At 53.9% G+C, this 14335-nt stretch carries 16 protein-coding genes and 1 riboswitch; of the genes, 3 read left to right on the top strand and 13 right to left on the bottom strand.

Translation table 11 applies throughout. The features are described 5' to 3' along the window. Positions 1-100: 100 nt before the first annotated feature. The 7 genes from WBY09_RS10300 to WBY09_RS10270 form a co-directional block, all read right to left on the bottom strand. Positions 101-1594 (bottom strand): hypothetical protein, encoded by a 1494-nt coding sequence (locus WBY09_RS10300; RefSeq protein WP_336232673.1) that lies wholly within the window; start codon positions 1592-1594, stop codon positions 101-103. 184 nt (positions 1595-1778) lie between these two features. Beyond that, on the bottom strand, positions 1779-3194 hold the full coding sequence (locus tag WBY09_RS10295) for an MFS transporter (RefSeq protein ID WP_336232672.1): 1416 nt from the start codon (positions 3192-3194) through the stop codon (positions 1779-1781). A 36-nt stretch (positions 3195-3230) separates the two neighbouring features. Further along, a complete protein-coding gene (locus WBY09_RS10290) occupies positions 3231-3938 on the bottom strand; it encodes an energy-coupling factor ABC transporter ATP-binding protein (RefSeq protein ID WP_336232671.1) in 708 nt (235 codons plus the stop codon). Continuing rightward, a complete protein-coding gene (cbiQ, locus tag WBY09_RS10285; protein ID WP_336232670.1) occupies positions 3922-4719 on the bottom strand; it encodes a cobalt ECF transporter T component CbiQ in 798 nt (265 codons plus the stop codon). The genes WBY09_RS10290 and cbiQ overlap by 17 nt, the downstream gene beginning before the upstream one ends. Continuing rightward, positions 4716-5312 carry a cobalt ABC transporter permease gene (locus WBY09_RS10280; protein ID WP_336232669.1) on the bottom strand — a complete coding sequence of 199 codons (597 nt, stop codon included), beginning with the start codon at positions 5310-5312 and terminating at the stop codon, positions 4716-4718. Before WBY09_RS10280 ends, cbiQ begins: the two co-directional genes overlap by 4 nt. Beyond that, positions 5305-5982, bottom strand: a complete 678-nt coding sequence (cbiM, locus tag WBY09_RS10275) for a cobalt transporter CbiM (RefSeq protein WP_336232668.1) — start codon at positions 5980-5982, stop codon at positions 5305-5307. The genes WBY09_RS10280 and cbiM overlap by 8 nt, the downstream gene beginning before the upstream one ends. Before the next feature lie 16 nt (positions 5983-5998). Continuing rightward, on the bottom strand, positions 5999-6796 hold the full coding sequence (locus WBY09_RS10270) for a DUF4198 domain-containing protein (protein WP_336232667.1): 798 nt from the start codon (positions 6794-6796) through the stop codon (positions 5999-6001). Positions 6797-6966: 170 nt separating this feature from the next. Next, a riboswitch (cobalamin riboswitch) is annotated at positions 6967-7163 on the bottom strand. A gap of 150 nt (positions 7164-7313) precedes the next feature. On the opposite strand from WBY09_RS10270, the gene WBY09_RS10265 reads away from it, so the two are divergent. Next, the gene (locus tag WBY09_RS10265; protein WP_336232666.1) at positions 7314-7856 is read left to right on the top strand and encodes a DUF924 family protein; all 543 of its coding nucleotides are present in this window, start codon (positions 7314-7316) and stop codon (positions 7854-7856) included. A 59-nt stretch (positions 7857-7915) separates the two neighbouring features. On the opposite strand, the gene WBY09_RS10260 is transcribed toward WBY09_RS10265, so the two are convergent. Both WBY09_RS10260 and yaaA read right to left on the bottom strand, forming a co-directional pair. After that, on the bottom strand, positions 7916-8980 hold the full coding sequence (locus tag WBY09_RS10260) for a glycosyl transferase family protein (protein ID WP_008890716.1): 1065 nt from the start codon (positions 8978-8980) through the stop codon (positions 7916-7918). Positions 8981-9004: 24 nt separating this feature from the next. Beyond that, a complete protein-coding gene (gene yaaA / locus WBY09_RS10255; protein ID WP_197147539.1) occupies positions 9005-9781 on the bottom strand; it encodes a peroxide stress protein YaaA in 777 nt (258 codons plus the stop codon). Between the two features lie 194 nt (positions 9782-9975). On the opposite strand from yaaA, the gene WBY09_RS10250 reads away from it, so the two are divergent. Further along, positions 9976-10296: a peptidylprolyl isomerase gene (locus tag WBY09_RS10250; protein WP_063089685.1), complete on the top strand. Its 321-nt coding sequence runs from the start codon at positions 9976-9978 to the stop codon at positions 10294-10296. A gap of 76 nt (positions 10297-10372) precedes the next feature. On the opposite strand, the gene WBY09_RS10245 is transcribed toward WBY09_RS10250, so the two are convergent. From WBY09_RS10245 to WBY09_RS10235, 3 genes are all read right to left on the bottom strand, one after another. Continuing rightward, complete coding sequence (locus WBY09_RS10245; protein ID WP_197147540.1) at positions 10373-10723, bottom strand: DUF1491 family protein; 351 nt, start codon at positions 10721-10723, stop codon at positions 10373-10375. After that, a complete protein-coding gene (locus WBY09_RS10240; RefSeq protein ID WP_336232665.1) occupies positions 10724-11518 on the bottom strand; it encodes a peptidoglycan DD-metalloendopeptidase family protein in 795 nt (264 codons plus the stop codon). 85 nt (positions 11519-11603) lie between these two features. Then, positions 11604-12089 carry a hypothetical protein gene (locus tag WBY09_RS10235; protein WP_008890721.1) on the bottom strand — a complete coding sequence of 162 codons (486 nt, stop codon included), beginning with the start codon at positions 12087-12089 and terminating at the stop codon, positions 11604-11606. A 172-nt stretch (positions 12090-12261) separates the two neighbouring features. On the opposite strand from WBY09_RS10235, the gene WBY09_RS10230 reads away from it, so the two are divergent. After that, positions 12262-12951 (top strand): DUF599 domain-containing protein, encoded by a 690-nt coding sequence (locus WBY09_RS10230; protein ID WP_008890722.1) that lies wholly within the window; start codon positions 12262-12264, stop codon positions 12949-12951. Positions 12952-13013: 62 nt separating this feature from the next. Here WBY09_RS10230 and WBY09_RS10225 read toward each other — a convergent pair whose 3' ends face one another. Then, complete coding sequence (locus tag WBY09_RS10225; protein ID WP_286792080.1) at positions 13014-14201, bottom strand: MFS transporter; 1188 nt, start codon at positions 14199-14201, stop codon at positions 13014-13016. Between the last annotated feature and the right edge of the window lie 134 nt (positions 14202-14335).

Genomic DNA, 14335 nt, shown 5'->3' with positions numbered 1-14335 from the left:
TGCGGTGCGTCAACATCGCAACATTCCGACAGCCCAGTCAACTGATTTACGCATACGTCAGGCAATAACATCGGGTGTCGTGCATTACGAAGACGTCCTTTCACTCGCCGCGAACAGGCAAACTTCGAACGTAATCCAGATCGACGGGAACATAGTCCGGCCCCTCGAAGATTTCCCCATCTGTCGAAGCACCGGGCCAGCAAGCAGGGTGAGAAAACCATGTGCCACCATCGGGCATCGGGATGCTGAGTGTGTCGCAATACCCTTCCCGATGTTGCGCGCGAAGATCAAAACGCCCGGACAAGCCATCTTCGAACAACGGGCCATCGGAAACACGCGGATTACGCAAAACGCCATCATAGAGATCAAACACCGCCGGATACGTCGGATGGTTGGCAAGATCGCCCTCAAACGAAACAGGCAATGGACCATCCGCCGACAGCGAAAGTTTGTCGGCCGGACCAAAGAATGTCTGATCAAATGGCATAAGGTCTTCGGGGAGTTTTGCCGGATCGGCATGTTCAATCGCATTGCGGGCATTGATCAGGCCACGCGTCGTGCCCTTCTTGATGTATTTCTGGCGCAGGAAAAAGCTGTTGTGCAGGCAGGCGGAAATATAATCCGGCTGGGCTACTGATCCGCCCTTGCCCAGTTTGAAAACAGCACCGCCGTTATTCTCGTCCCCTTCCGGGCCCGGGCGGCTGTCAAACCAGCAGATATTGCCGAAATAATACCAGAACCCGCCACGCACACCGTCCTGCGAAAACAGCTTATGGCAGTTATAAAACCGGTTGCGGCCGATCCACCAGCCCAGGGCGGTTGCTTCGGGCTCTATCGGGTTGTCGCGGATATATCTGAACCGGTTGTCAAAGATCCTGACGTCGCGGTTAAAGCTGCCGACCGGTGCATCCAGATTATGCTGGGATACATCCATCCGAACGCCGTTATAGCAATCACAGATATCGTTTCGGATGATTTCGACATCCCCGATAATATCATCAGATCCAAAGAATGCCCCGTTCAGGTAGCGATATTCAACCTCGATAACATTGCCGTCTTCGTCCTTGCCGTCATGAATTTCATCCCAGCGAATCTGACGCCAGATATCGGGGTTTTGGACCCAATGGCAACCCGTGATCGAGATGCCGCGGGTTTGTTCGCCGTTGGCATAAAACGCATAGGTGCCCTCGGTGATATCAAGGTCGCGAAACGCCAGATGCTGACTGTTTTCGATATAGACAGCACTTGGCCAAGCTCGCTTGATGGTAAAAAGCTCAAGCCGGATATGGGCGACATCAATCAATTGGAAAACGGCATACCCATCGCGTCCCGGATTACTTGCCGAAACGGAAGAATCAGGAAGCTTTGCAGCGTCGATTATCGCATCGGGTTCGCCGCGCACAATGATCGGTTGATCAGCCGTCCCACTGCACGGGAAACGCAAGGGTTCATCAAAGCAATAATCCCCCGCAATCATCCGGATCATTTGCCCGGGTCGGCTTTGCGCAATCGCCTGATCAAGGGTTAATGTCGGGCGGATTTTGGCATCAATCCAGTGTTCTTGCCCGTCTGCTGATACATACACAACTTCCATAACTCGCCCTCCCTGTTTGAATTGCAAAACCATAACGCAAAACAACCACAGGCCAAGTCTGTTGTTTCAGGCGCGCTGTGAGGGCACCTGAATTCATATCCTCATACTTTTTGAAATGTCACAACGCACCCCACAGAACTCAAAAGTGAGCTTTCCTCACATTCGTTGTTTTTGCCCCCACTCCCTAGACCCGATCACCACTTTCCATCGGCCATTTTGTATGGTGGCTGTCGATCACAAAGCGATGTTTATGGGTTACAGGCGGGTGGAAGTGCCGATGGCGATGCTTGTCTGTTTCGGCCGCATGCTCGTGAACATGGACGTGATGCGGGTCATTATGGTCGTGCGGATGTTCGTGCCAGAACCCCGGATGACTGTGTTTGATTTCAAGTCTGTCTTCTTTCGGCCAGAGCATGACAGCAACAATCACAGAACCGATTGCCATGCCGCCTGATGCCAGAAAAGCAGCCGACAGATCCGCCAAACTTCCAAGCCAGCCAACGATGCCATAAGCAAACAGCCACCCGCCATGCGATAACGCGAAGTTGGCAGCAAAGAACGCAGAACGATCCCCGTCCCCAGCGGAACGTTGCACAAGCCGTCCACCGGGGGTCTGGGCAAATGTTGTACCTGCCCCGGCAATCAGCCACAGAACTGCAAACGCGAAGACTGACGCCAAATCTGAAATCATCAAAGCACCGCCAAGCAACATCGCGACCGCGGCAGCGACAATACCCGCCAACATCAGATGGCGTTCACCGACGCGTTCGATCAGCCGCGGAATCAGGAACGCCGCACACATCGATCCGGTGCCGGCACAGGCCAGAAAACTTGTCGTCAGCAACTCTGTCCCGCCAAGAATGCCGCGGGTCAGAACGACGGTATTGACGATGATCATTGCCCCAACCGATGAGACGGCAAAGTAAACAGCCAGAAGCCCGCGTAAACGCGGCGTCTTGAGATAAGCCACAATGCCAAACACCGTATTGGCATAAATGCCGCCAGTCCGATCCGTTGGTGCGGCCTGCGGGATCTGAGCTGTCATGATCAGCAAAGCCGAGATCGCAAAGGTCAGGCTATTGGCCAAAAACAGACTGTCAAACGACCACACAACCAAAAGGGCCGCGGCCAAGGCCGGGCTGGCCAGATTTTCAAGGTCATAGGCCAGCCGCGCGTAAGAAAGCCCCTTGGTATATGCCTTTTCATCCGGGAGGATTTCCGGGATGATCGCCTGAAACACAGGGGTAAAGGCGGCTGAGGCCGCGTTTACAACAAACACCAGAACGAAAATCTGCCAGACCTGATCAACAAAGGGCAGACAAAGCACGATCGCCGCACGCAAAACATCCAAGCCGACCAGCCACATTCGGCGCGGCAACAGATGGGCCATGCCGCCAGCCACCGGCGCGATCACGAGATAGGCCACCATTTTCAAAACGAGGATGGAACCGAGCACCCGACCAGCGTCATCCTCGGCAAGATCATAAGCCAACAGCGATAGCGCCACCGTCGTCAGCCCGGTCCCGATCAGGGACGTAATCTGGGCGGAAAACAGATGGCGAAAGGCCGGTTTGGAAAACGGGGATAGGTTTGATGTCATCACCGCCCTTTCATGATCGTCCGAGGCACAGGGTCCTCAGGATGTGGCCTCGGCCTGGTTCGCGCGTTCGCTGGCCGTGCATTTCTTGTCTGGCAATTGAAGCACTTTTCCGGTGCGCAATTCAATAATCCGCGTTGCAAGTTTCCGTCTGAAATGCGGATCGTGCGAGACAAGGATCATGGCTTGTGGCAGCCCCAGCAGGATTTCTTCAAGCCGGCGCAGGTTTTCTTCATCAAGCGCGTTTGTAGGCTCATCAAGCAGCAAAACATCGGGCTTCATGGCAAGGACTGCGGCAACCGAAACCAGCCGTTTCTCACCACCAGAAAGCTCATGGGTAATACGTTCACGCAGGTGTTTGAGATGCAGTTGATCCAGGACCTCATCCACAATCGCAAGGGCTTCCTCGCGACTGGCACCCAAGTTTAGCGGACCAAAGGCGATGTCCTCAATCACGGTCGGGCAAAACAGCTGGTCATCGGGATCCTGCACGATAAAACCAACCCGGCAGCGCAAATCGTGAAATTCTGCATCGGTCACACGCGGGGTACCAAAGGCACGGATTTCGCCCGCATGCGGCTTAATCAGGCCGACAAGAATACGCAAAAGCGTGCTTTTACCAGCCCCATTCGGCCCTGCAAGGAACAGTCGTTCACCCGGATCAAGCGTTAGACTGACACGATCAAGCACATTCTGCCCTGCCCGATAACCATAGGAAATATCATTCAATTCAATAAGCGACGACATACATTCTATCCATCAGGACAAGGGCAATAATCAGGGCAAGAAAGAAAACGGCAAATGCACCGTCCCGACGCTTGAATTCCAGATCATCAATCATCGGGAAATGACCACTAAATCCGCGGCATTTCATGGCTTCAAGCACACGTTCGGCCCGTTCAAGCGACCGCACCACCAACATGCCAAACAAATAGCCAAAAGACCGGTAGGTATGGGCATTGTTGCGTGCCTTAAACCCGCGAAGTTTCATCGCCATGCGAAGACGATGATATTCGTCATGAAGCACCGAAATATAGCGCACCGTGAACATCATCAGATGCACCAGAACCGGCGGACATTTCAAACGATACAGTGTGTGGCCAAGTGTCACCGGCGTCATACCCGACAAAAGGCTCAGCATCATCAGGACAACCGCATTGGCCCGTATGCCGACAAGGATGGCATGCATCAGGCCTTCCTTGCTGGCCTCTGCCCCAAGGACCGAAAACATCGGTGTTCCGGGGGTCGTAAACGGCAACATTACCAGCATCACGATAATGAAGCCGTCCATCGCCGCCATGCGTTTCAGAGTTGCACGCAGCGGCAAGTCCGTCAGGCTCATGGTAATGGCGGCAAATATCAGGGCACCCAGTGCGAATTCGATCTGATGCAGGGCCACCACGACGATTGCAAAAACACAGGCCGCGACCCCCCTTACCCTGGGATCGAACGTCCCGACGAATGACGGTGAATGCCCGCCACGCGCCTGAACGCTCAGGGGTTGGTCATGTCCGAAAAGGTGGCTCATGCGTTGGGTGCTTTTGCTCTTAGCCGTCGCGCAGCGATGTAATAAATGATCCCGAAGGCACCGAATATATAGCCAATGCCGCCCAGAATCGATTGAAGATCATTCTTTTCCTTATAGGCGGTAAGTTCGCGTCTGAGCGGACGCAATTCATCACGCACGATGGTCGCGATGATTTCTTCCTGTTCGCGGGTAATTGCAGGCCCAGCGTTCGATCCTACGCCTGATGCAACCGGTGTCTTTGACGTTTCCGATTGCAAAGCCCCATCAACACCCGCCAGGTCCGCTATGGAAAAGGTTGCTTCGGCAACGTGGCCTGCCCCGAGATCGGCACGAAAACGCAGATCAACCTGCTGGCTTGGTGTGTAGATAAAGAAACCGTCACCATCGGTGGTAACTTCATCAATCTTGTTGCCATCAAGGTCAAAGATCTCAACAGGCGTGTTTTCAGCCATGACACCGTTGGAGAAACCGATTTCACCTTCGATGTTCGAACCACTTGGAAACAGGGATGCGATAACCTTGTGCGCCTGTGCAGGTGCTGCGCCGAACACAAGCATACCAAGCGCAAAGACCAGCATGAGTGATCTAGCCATTTGATGCCTCGCCCGCCTGCTTTGCACGCAAAGTTGCTGCCGGCTGCATCTCAAAGCCCGACGTCTGATCGGCGGCCTGCAGTAAGGCCGGTTTGACCTTGGCGATCAGATACACCGATGCCGCTGATACCAGTCCTTCGACCACCATGATCGGAATGTGGGCAAAGAAGACCAGCTTGGCCGCCGGAACAAATGCATCACCACTGAGTGCAAGCGAAATCGCGACAAACACCGTTGTCAGCGCGATGGAAAACGCACCGGCACATCCACCAAGCACGGCCGCCGTGACCGGGCTGCTGCGCGACACCATTCCCCGGAACAAAAGGCCCGCCAGCACAGCCGGAAAGGCGATATTGACCGTATTGACGCCAAGAACCGTCAAACCGCCAAAGCCAAAGAAAACGGCCTGAAGCAAGAGACCGACAAAAAGTGCCGGAAACGCGGTCCAGCCAAGCACCAGCCCGGCAAGACCGCTCATGATCAGATGCACACTGGATGGTCCCACCGGCACATGAATAAGCGAGGCAACAAAGAATGTTGCCGACAAAACCCCGGTTGCGGGAATTTTATCGATTGGCAGTTTCCGCAGTCCAAGGCTAAGCCCGGCAACTGCAAGAACACCCCCGCCAATCAAGACTTCCGGTGCCAGCGCACCATCAACAATATGCATCTGTTTTGTCCCTCGCCTATTTCACATCATAGGCGCGAACCCACAGGACTGCATCCTGTGAAAGTTCCTTGCCCTGAAATTCTTTGTCAGGGCCGCTGCCAAGTGCTGCAAATCCCCAAAAACCTGCTTTGGGGACACCAAAAGTGAAATACCCGTTTTGATCGGAAATGGCCACAACCGCACCACCGGGCATTGGCGATGCCGTTGGCCCTTTGGGTGTGTTGCTGGCCATATCAGGTTCTGCGGCCATGTATTCGATTTCGACTTCAACACCGGCCACAGGTTGGCCTTCGCTTAAGACACGGCCGGTAAAGGTCGAACCGGCAATGATGTTGGTTGGTCGATTAAGCGGCAGGATTTCGGTTTTAAGACCTTGCGGTTCCATCCAGTCGGTCGGAATTTCATTGCGGTTCACATAGGACTTCGTGATCTGCTGGATGAAGATATCTTCGCTTTCTTCGTAATACGGCGTCGGCACCACCACCATGACGTAATCACCGCTGCGGCGCAGAGTCAAAGTTGCGTCAAAGGCAGCTGCCGAGTTGGCAATTCCGGTGAAAGTAATCGGCGAAATCGTTGATTTCAGATCAATTTTCTCGCCGCGGTTAACCGCATAAAATTCAAGCGGCTCGGCCATATCCATGACATGGCCGTTTTCAAACGGGTGCCAGAAAATCAGCTTCACCGGCTGATCCCCGGCCTTGGTCACGTTCACGTCCGGCGTATAGGCCAATTGAAAATGCGCATGCGTCGGCATGGTCGCCGACAGCACACAGGCGCTTGCAATTGCAAGCCTGCCAAGGGTCTTCAACATATAATCGTCTCTTTCTCAAACGATGCACGCAGGCCAACGGCCCAACGCACAGGGTCAGGACAAAGAACGATAGGATGGCTGGAAGCAAGATTGCGGATCTTCAAAAGACCGTTTGTACCCCTGCAACCTGACGCTCACCCCGGCGTCCAACAGTTTCATACCGGGCAATCGGCACCCGGCAGTCAAAGGCAGGTCTCCTGGCTCACGGTTTGAAAAGCAATGCGCCTTCCCGGTTTGCACCAGTGGCATATGCAATGCTCTGACCGCTTACAGTTGCGGGGGCAGCCGTGGCTTTGTCATGCATGACGCACCACGTTCCCTTTTAAGTTGGTCCAATCGGATCAACACCAAAGACAATGTCATAATCCACGTCGGACGGATTGCTGTCAACTCCTTGCCCCAAGGTCCGTGACAATCTTTTTGCGGATGGCTTGACGCGCCTTAAACCGGGCGCGAAGATCACCCGCAACTTTGCCGACGGGCCGCAAAAGCCTGCAATGAGATGGGTGGAAACATTATGAAACCTGAAACGGTTCTTGTTTTCTGGTTCAAGGAACTCGAAGAAAAACAGTGGTTTATCAAGGATAAAGCCCTCGATCGCCATATCGCGGAACGCTTTGCCGATTTTCATGCCGCCGCCACGGCCGGAGAGCTTTTTAACTGGCGCAAAACCGCCCATGGACGACTTGCAGAAATCATCGTTCTTGATCAGTTTTCACGCAATATGTACCGCGATCAGCCACAGTCCTTTGCATCAGATCCAATGGCATTGGTGCTGGCACAGGAAGCTGTTTCCTTGAGGCTGGATCGCAAACTGGTCACACCGCAGGAACAGGCATTTCTGTATATGCCCTACATGCACTCGGAATCAGAAATCATTCATGAAGTGGCGGTTGACCTGTTTTCACAGCCCGGCCTTGAGCACAATTACGAGTTCGAGCTGAAACACAAGAAGATCATTGACCGGTTTGGCCGCTATCCACACCGCAATGAAATACTGGGTCGTCCATCGACGCCAGAGGAAGTGGCGTTTCTCAAAGAACCCGGATCATCGTTCTGAGCATTAAAAAAGGGACGGTTTCCCGTCCCTTTTATTCGATCTCACTTGATCACGGAACATCAGCCAACATCACGGTCGCGATTATCCCACCAGCCCTGCACAAGGCTTTCTGCCTCATCCATGTAATCCGCCTTGCCGGCAAGGAAGGCTGCCATGGCAGCACTGCCCTTGATCTTGGCTTCGGCAGGAATATCTTCTACCTCGCCACGCCAGACAGCCAGGAAGTGCTTTAGCGACACAGGGCTTTGGTCTTCGCCATCCTTTTCGGTTTTTGATAGCAATGCGGGCCAGCGAACATCATTCAGCTCACCATTATCAAGCATGCGCAGATCGACATGCTTATAGGGTGTTCTTTCGGCTTCGCCGCCACCGCCCTTGATCACACCGATGCGTGGAAGCTCCAAAAGCTTGCCGGTTTCACGATGGACATCAAGAAACGCCGGATGAAACACACCAAGGAAGGCTGCACGCGCATGCAACGGATTAAGCAAACGCAGTAACGTATTGACCGGACTACGCAATCCAAGAAGCGGACGCAATCCGATCAGCTCCTGCAGTTTGGGATGCATGTGACGCAGCGGCAGATATGCAAAGCCCTTCGATGCGATATCAGAACGCGCTTCTTCTGCAGACATGGCAATCGGAAGCTTAAGCGCCTTGATGGCAACTTCTGTGCTGATCCCGTTGACCAGATGCGAGTTATAGCCATGCATCAGCACCGGAACATTATTCTGTGACAGCAAAAGCGCCGACAGCACGAACCAAGGCAGACCACGGGTCCGACCGGCCGCATAGGATGGCCAATCCAGCGCAGGACGCATAAGCGCGTCATCTTTGCTGTCTTCATCCGGTTCAAGGCGCGCGGCCTTGCGCACAGCTTCGATCATGCCAGCCAGTTCTTCGGGCGTTTCAGCACGGTAGCGCAGCATCAAAAGGAATGCGCCAAGCTGGATCGGTTCGACCTCGTCGCGCAGGATCATCGAGAACGCATCAAATGCCTCCTCGCGGGTCAGACTGCGCGAACGGCCCGGCCCACGGAAAAACGTGCGCAGATAGCCAGAAAACGGATGCGCCTCTGGTAAGACATTCTCATCCTCGAGCTGTTCAAGATGCTCGTCGGTCATATGGTTTCACCGGAATAGTTGGTGTTACTGATCGTGAATACGCGTGAAGACCCACTCTGTCTCGGTCGAGAGGTCATCCTGATAGCGATAGCCATCAACATTAAACTTCTTGAGCTCTTGCGGGTCTTCGAGCCGATTGTCAATCATATAGCGTGCCATCATGCCACGCGCACGCTTTGCCGAGAAGCCGACAACCTTGGCCGTACCGCCCTTCACTTCCTTGAACACAGGCGTAATTACCGGGCCATCAAGGACCTTGGTCTTGATCGATTTGAAATACTCGTTCGAGGCGAGATTGATCAGGCTACGGTCCTTGTGACCTTTGGTAATCTCGTTGATTTCTTTTGAAAGCTTATCATCCCAGAACGCGTAAAGGTCCTTGCCCCGCGGGTTCGAAAGGCGCGTTCCCATTTCAAGACGGTATGGCTGCATCAAATCACGCGGCTTCAGAAGGCCATAAAGGCCCGAAAGCATCCGAAAATGGTCCTCTGCCCAGTCGATGTCTTCGGCCTTCATGGTATCGGCATCAAGGCCGACATAGGTATCACCGCGGAATGCAAAGATCGCCGGTTTGGCGTTGGTGCTATTAAACGGACGCGAAAAATGCTGAAAACGCTGATAGTTCAGATCGGCAAGGTTTTCGCTGATGCCCATGAGCTTCATCAAATCGCTGCGGCTTTTTTTGCGCGCGACATCAACAAGTTGTTCGGTGTCGTCCAAAAATGCGGGTTGAGAAACAGACATTTCCGGGACGTCTGTTTCGAAATCCAGCTTCTTGGCCGGGGACACAACAGCAAGCATCAATCTGCCTCTTCTCTTTCATCTCGGTTCGATTTGTCGTAACAAGCCACAAGGCATGGGCAATGTCTAGGGTCCAACCCTATGTACAGGAGCATACGGCTGTACATGGATTTGGACCCTTAGCGTTATCCATAAACTTCTAATCTTGCAGAAAATCCGTCGGTTGCAAGTTTTGACGGATGAAAGGACCCATTATGAGTGAACAAGTTCGCGCGTCGCACATTCTTCTGATGTATGCCGGTTCGGCACGTTCGACCGCCACCCGCACCAAAGACGAAGCCCTGACCGAAATCAACGCGCTGAAAGATCAGATCGCAAACGGTTCTGATTTCGCGGAACTGGCAAAAGCCAATTCCGATTGCCCGTCCGGCCAGCAGGGCGGCGACCTTGGCTTCTTTGGCCGTGGCATGATGGTTCCGGAATTCGATGCTGCTGCGTTCAGCATGGAAGTTGGTTCGACGTCTGACGTGGTTGAGACCGATTTCGGTTACCACCTGCTGCAGCGCACCGCATAAGCAATCGCTTCCGCGTGATGCAAAACGTAAAGGCTGGCATTTGATTGCCAGCCTTTTTCTTTTTCAGACGCGCCTGTCAGAAATCGACAACCGGGGCATCAAGTTCGTATTGCCCCTTGTGATCTTCGATTTCCAGCACCCAGACATCCGGATCATAGCCAATTTGTTTGCGCCAATATTCATCGCAGGCAAACTCGGTTTCGCGGTCCCCATCCGGGCCACCGGCCACCAGCATCCAGCCCAGCTCCCCATCAAGTGTCGTCACACGTGAATAGACAAAGCACCCTGCATCAAACCGGTTGAGCTTCACAAGCACGGCGCCTGCATCTTCGTTGCCCTTATGGACAACCATCGCCGTAATCAGGTTCGACTGGCAAATCGCGATCTGCGCGCGCATCCACAACCCGGCTTTCAGACGCGGTTGCATCTATACCCCTTCCCGTGACGCGGTCACGTTTTCGGGCATTTGCAGGATCAGGTTCGGGTTGGGGCAGATACTTTCCCAGATATCCCATTCAGACGGTTTGGCAGCGCCAAAGAAGTCCCCTTCGCGCCCCAGCATGTCAAAGATGATCTGGAAATGCAGATGCGGGATCCAGTCGCCATTGATCGGGAAATCGCCAAACCGACACAGAATGTCACCGGCGTTGATTTCCTTGCCCTTGTAAAGCCCTTCCAGGGATTCGCGGCTGAGATGACCATAGAGCGTATAGAACCTGATACCCTCGGACGGTTCATGCTGCAAGATAATGGTCGGCCCATAATCCAGATGCAGGTTGTTATCGGCAAAGCTATGCACAACACCGTCCAATGGCGCAAATACCGGGGTATATGCCGGTGCGAACAGATCAATACCAAGGTGCTGACTGCGGGCCTCGCCATCGTTTTTGAACTGTTCGGACTGATAACAGATGCGGTCTTCGCGATAACGCCCAATGCCAACCGGGGCATTGGCATCGGCCAGTTGCTGCCACATGATTTCGGTCTGGCGCGCCGGATCGCTCTCGCCACCAATCACCACATCGCCGTTTGAAGAAAAGTCGTAAACGATCTTCGCGCATGTTTTGAGGTCGCATTCCATGACCGAGTGAAAAACATCTCGGTTCTCATCGATCCACGCACGCAGGTTTGCGGCTTCTGGCATCGGCTCCTCGCCATTTGCAAAGCGGTCCTGATAGGATTGAAGACGTTGGGCAGCAGCAGTCGATCGCAAGGCGGTCACGGTGGTGGCTCCGAAACAGAAAAAGGCAGGGAACGATGCCCTGCCTTTAGCTACATTAATTTTTGCCCGAACGGCAAGCCTTGGCTTACCAGTTGGTCACTTCATATTCGCAGGACACATCATCATCATCGGTGTCGGTCAGTGCAACCGTCAGGCGGCGCATCTGCGGATTGAAGCGTTTGATGAAGTTCAACAGCAGCAGGGCTTCTTCGGAAAGCTCGCCGGCGTCTTCGTCATCTTCATCAATTTCGCAAAGCTCGACCAGTTCCAGGAACAGGGCACCAAGGGCGCGTTTGACGTCTTCGCCACCCTTAAGGCCGCCGGTAAGCTCACCAAGGGGTGAAAGATCGATTTCGAGTTTGCGCAGGTTTTTGCTCATCTGGTCGATGGCATCTTCATCAAGCACCATTTCGGCCGCGATCATGTGCGTGCCGACTTCGTTGATGTTCATGAAACCAATGAACTCGAACAGGTCGTCCTTGGTGCGACCGTCTTCCAGCAGCTTTTCGGTATGGGCTTCGAATTCTTCGAAGTCGATGTCGTCGCCGAGATCGTTTTCAAGATCGCTCATGTCGCTCTCCAATCAAAATTTGCGCTGCTGATACTCTGGATTGCGGGAAAACTCAACCCGGACTGGTGACATGACCATCTGCTATGCATCCATCACATTGCGTGGCAAACAATATTGCGAACGATAGCGCATTATCACTAGGATTAGAATAAATCTGATGGAACGGCTTTGAATGGAACCCGTTATGCCCACCTTCACGCTTCTTGATGTTGTCGCAATTTGTTGGGCGTTTGCCTGGTGGGTTGGTTATACGATTTTTGCCGATGCCAGTTCGCGACGCCGCAACTCCATCTCCGCCCATATGGCACGCAATCGCCATCGCTGGATGGAACAGATGCTCAAACGCGACATCCGGATGGTTGATACATCAATCGCCAGCAACCTGATTACCGGCATCAGTTTCTTTTCCTCGACGACCATTCTGGTCCTGATCGGTCTGATGGCGCTCCTTGGTTATACCGACAAGGCGATTGAAACTGTTTCTGCCCTGCCCTTTGCCGCTGTCACCACGCCAGCTGTGTGGGAGTGCAAGGTGGTGTTGCTGATCGTGATCTTTATTTATGCCTTCTTCAAATTCACGTGGGCGTTTCGGTTATCCAACTATTGCTCCATCCTGATCGGTGCCGCCCCGGAAGCCGACGCGCCAGATGCGGCCCGCGCGGCTGCACGTGCATCACGCATGAGCATGATGTCGGCCCACAACTTCAACCGCGGAATTCGCGCCTATTTCTTTGCGCTGTCGGCATTGGGGTGGTTCTATCATCCGCTTGCCTTCATTGTTTGTGCGACCTGGGTGACGCTGGTTCTCTATAATCGGGAATTCCGATCGCACGCGCTCGATATCCTGAGCGGTCATCACTGATCGTCACCGCAACGAAAAAGGGCCGCACATGCGGCCCTTTTTTATCTATCACAGTCCTGTCTTCAGGCTGCTTGTGCCTTACGTCGGATCGCGAAGGTCGCAACGATCAGCAACACCAGACCAACCGGCAAAGCGGCACTGTAAAGCAGCGTGCCCCATCCGGACCCGGCATAGATCGTGCCTGCCGACAGTGATGCAATCGCAACGGTGCCGAACACGCAAAATTCGTTGATCGCCTGTACCCGTGCCTGTTCGGACGGACGGTAGTTTTCGGTCAGGAACGTCGTCGCACCGACAAACATGAAGTTCCAGCCAACGCCGAGAAGTACCAACGACACCCAGAAATTGCCGATCAAGTCCTGTCCGGCAAGACCAACCGCAAGACAGGCAAAGTTCAGGATTGCACCGGCCTGAATGACCTTGAGCGCACCAAATCGCTTAATCAGGTTACCGGTAAAGAAACCGGGCGCATACATGCCGACCACATGCCACTGAATGATAAAGGCGGCATCACCGAACGCGTAATCGCAATCAAGGATCGCAAGCGGTGTCGCCGTCATCACAAAGCTCATGACCGCATAGCCAAGCGCGCCTGCAATGATCGCAACAATAACGGCGGGTTGACCCATCACGGTCGATAGCGGGCGTGCCGGTTCAGCATGCTTGTGCCCGCGCATATCGGGCAAGCGCAGCTGACCAATGGCAATCACCAACAGGAACTGCAAGCCGATCAGGGCAACGAAGGTGCCAAGAAACGGGATCGTCTCAAACCAGTCCCGCGCAAAGCTTGCCAGGTTCGGCCCGATAAAGGCCGAGGCAAGCCCGCCCAGCATGGTGTAGGAAATCGCACGTGCACGAAATTCCACCGGCGCGGCTTCTGCGGCGGCGAAACGGTATTGCATGGCGATGGCATTGCCAGCACCAATGCAGGCACATGCCACACAAAGCAGCCAGAAATTGGCGTAGTAGACAGCGCCCATACCCGACACTGCCCCCATCATGGCAATGGTCGCCCCCATCCAGAACCCGAATTTTCGGCCCATCTTGGCCATGACAACCGCCGACGGGGCCGTCATCGCCATCATGGCAATCATCATGAAGGCAACTGGCAGGGTTGAAAGGGATTTGTCACTGGCCAGCGAAAAGCCGATCACAGCGGCGACCGTGAAAATCAACGACATCGCGCTGGCAGACAACGCGACGCACAGACTCAAAATCATGATGTTCCGGCGAACTTCCGGGCTCGACATTTGGGGCTCCCTTCGATGGCGTTGGTGGCGCCGTAATAATGTGTTGAACAAAACCTGCCTTTGGCAAAGGCTTGCGTCTTGCTCTACAAGTTTGTCCTGTTATATTAAGTCTTCACCTTACGGGATAGTATCAA

Origin of the sequence: Thalassospira sp. CH_XMU1458 (genome assembly GCF_037027205.1) — a bacterium.
Taxonomy (GTDB): domain Bacteria; phylum Pseudomonadota; class Alphaproteobacteria; order Rhodospirillales; family Thalassospiraceae; genus Thalassospira; species Thalassospira tepidiphila.
The sequence above is the reverse complement of the archived record's forward strand: the minus strand, read 5'-3'. Positions and strand labels throughout refer to the sequence as shown.

What these genes read in the sequence shown, in the direction of transcription:
- WBY09_RS10230 (WP_008890722.1), top strand. Translation starts at nt 12,262, where the DNA reads ATGGAACCCGTTATGCCCACCTTCACGCTTCTTGATGTTGTCGCAATT.
- WBY09_RS10235 (WP_008890721.1), bottom strand. Translation starts at nt 12,089, where the DNA reads ATGAGCGATCTTGAAAACGATCTCGGCGACGACATCGACTTCGAAGAA.
- WBY09_RS10280 (WP_336232669.1), bottom strand. Translation starts at nt 5,312, where the DNA reads ATGGCTAGATCACTCATGCTGGTCTTTGCGCTTGGTATGCTTGTGTTC.
- WBY09_RS10290 (WP_336232671.1), bottom strand. Translation starts at nt 3,938, where the DNA reads ATGTCGTCGCTTATTGAATTGAATGATATTTCCTATGGTTATCGGGCA.
- WBY09_RS10260 (WP_008890716.1), bottom strand. Translation starts at nt 8,980, where the DNA reads ATGACCGACGAGCATCTTGAACAGCTCGAGGATGAGAATGTCTTACCA.
- WBY09_RS10250 (WP_063089685.1), top strand. Translation starts at nt 9,976, where the DNA reads ATGAGTGAACAAGTTCGCGCGTCGCACATTCTTCTGATGTATGCCGGT.
- cbiM (WP_336232668.1), bottom strand. Translation starts at nt 5,982, where the DNA reads ATGCATATTGTTGATGGTGCGCTGGCACCGGAAGTCTTGATTGGCGGG.
- WBY09_RS10270 (WP_336232667.1), bottom strand. Translation starts at nt 6,796, where the DNA reads ATGTTGAAGACCCTTGGCAGGCTTGCAATTGCAAGCGCCTGTGTGCTG.
- WBY09_RS10295 (WP_336232672.1), bottom strand. Translation starts at nt 3,194, where the DNA reads ATGACATCAAACCTATCCCCGTTTTCCAAACCGGCCTTTCGCCATCTG.
- WBY09_RS10300 (WP_336232673.1), bottom strand. Translation starts at nt 1,594, where the DNA reads ATGGAAGTTGTGTATGTATCAGCAGACGGGCAAGAACACTGGATTGAT.
- cbiQ (WP_336232670.1), bottom strand. Translation starts at nt 4,719, where the DNA reads ATGAGCCACCTTTTCGGACATGACCAACCCCTGAGCGTTCAGGCGCGT.
- WBY09_RS10245 (WP_197147540.1), bottom strand. Translation starts at nt 10,723, where the DNA reads ATGCAACCGCGTCTGAAAGCCGGGTTGTGGATGCGCGCGCAGATCGCG.
- WBY09_RS10225 (WP_286792080.1), bottom strand. Translation starts at nt 14,201, where the DNA reads ATGTCGAGCCCGGAAGTTCGCCGGAACATCATGATTTTGAGTCTGTGC.
- yaaA (WP_197147539.1), bottom strand. Translation starts at nt 9,781, where the DNA reads ATGCTTGCTGTTGTGTCCCCGGCCAAGAAGCTGGATTTCGAAACAGAC.
- WBY09_RS10265 (WP_336232666.1), top strand. Translation starts at nt 7,314, where the DNA reads ATGAAACCTGAAACGGTTCTTGTTTTCTGGTTCAAGGAACTCGAAGAA.